At 67.1% G+C, this 1,597-nt stretch carries 2 protein-coding genes; one reads left to right on the forward strand and one right to left on the reverse strand.

Annotated elements, in window-relative coordinates; all coding sequences use genetic code 11:
• On the reverse strand, positions 1-463 hold a 463-nt coding region (locus tag JYJ84_RS36200; protein ID WP_205190255.1), incomplete at its 3' end, for a LysR family transcriptional regulator.
• A gap of 507 nt (positions 464-970) precedes the next feature.
• Between JYJ84_RS36200 and JYJ84_RS36205 the strand changes: the two genes are divergently transcribed.
• On the forward strand, positions 971-1,597 hold a 627-nt coding region (locus tag JYJ84_RS36205), incomplete at its 3' end, for an alpha/beta fold hydrolase (RefSeq protein WP_205190256.1).

Consider the following 1,597-nt stretch of genomic DNA (forward strand, 5'->3'; position numbering starts at 1 on the left):
GGTCGCGCGGACAGTAGCGGATCCCGAGGTCGATGCCTTCGGCGCGCAAATCGAGTACCTTGTCGTTCGCGGCGACGCGCAGGTCGATCTCCGGCAGGCGCGCCTGCAGCCGCCCGAGCCGCGGCAGCAACCACAGCGCGGTGACGCCGATGCTCGCGGTGATCGTGACGGGCTGGCGCTCGCGCGCGGCGGCGAGCGACGCGACGGTATCCTGCAGGCCGTGCAGTGCCGCATCCGCGACACGAAACAGCCGCTCGCCTTCCGGCGTGAACGCGATCTTCCGGTAGCCGCGCTGCAGCAGCGCGACACCGAGATGCGCTTCGAGCGCGTGTACCTGGCGGCTGACCGCCGATTGCGTGACGCACAGGTCCTGCGCGGCGAGCGTGATGCTCATGCGGCGGCCGACGGCGACGAAACCGCGGACGAGGTCGAGCGACGGGAGACGGACGAGTGGCGTTGACATGCGCGTGACTCATGCGAACGGAGCAGCAAGATTGGTTGAGAACGGGGGGCGCGTCAAGTTCAATGGAGGCTGGTGCGGGCGGTGAGGGGTGGGGCAGGTGCTCGTGAGTTGACGTCAATGCCGGCCGTGAAGCTCGGGTACGAGTAGATGCTTAGGCGCCTACCGGGATCGCCCGCGAAGTATGGGGGCCGAGTAAGGGCTGAAGCGCTGACTTCAACCAGTCACGCCATGGGCCGGAGTAAGCGCTGAAGCGCTGACTCGGATCGACCGCCGTGGGGTTGGAGTAAGCGCTGAAGCGCCAACTCGGATCGACCGCCGTGGGGTTGGAGTAAGCGCTGAAACGCCAACTCCAACCAACCACGCCATGGGACCGAAGTAAGCGCTAAAGCGCCAACTCGGATCGACCGCCGTGGGGTTGGAGTAAGCGCTGAAGCGCTAACTCCAACCAACCACGCCATGGGACCGAAGTAAGCGCTAAAGCGCTAACTTCGGTCGACAGGAGACAAGATGACGATTTCGAACGAAGGCAACGGAATGACGCAGGGCACCCGCGCGGCAGACGCATTGCCACCCGAGCCCGTGACGCTGCGCGCAGCCGACGGCTACGAATTGCGCGGCCATGTCTGGCGCCATCGCGGCGGCAGTGTCGCGCGGCCCGTGACGGTCATCAATTGCGCGACGTCGGTACGTTGCGACTACTACTTTCGTTTCGCGGCCTGGCTGTTCGCGCAGGGGCGCGACGTGCTCGTCTACGACTATCGCGGCATCGGCGGGTCGCGCCCGGCGCAGCTCGCGAAGCTGCGCGCGAACTGGCTCGACTGGGGGCGGCTCGATTGCGAAGCCGCGCTGCAATACGCACGCGACACGTTTCCGGGCCAGCCGATCGACGTCGTCGCGCACAGTATCGGCGGGTTCGTGCTCGGGCTCGCGGCATCGAACGTCCACGTGCGGCATGCGGTGACGGTCGGCGCGCAGTATGCGTACTGGCGCGATTACCTGCCGGCCGAACGGCGGCGCATGTGGTGGAAGTGGCACGTCGCGATGCCGGTGCTCGCGGCCGTGTTCGGCTACGTGCCCGCGAAGCGGCTCGGCTGGATGGAGGACACGCCGCGTGGCGTCGCGTTGTCGTGGGTG

Origin of the sequence: Burkholderia sp. LMG 13014 (assembly GCF_905232215.1) — a bacterium.
Lineage (GTDB): Bacteria > Pseudomonadota > Gammaproteobacteria > Burkholderiales > Burkholderiaceae > Burkholderia.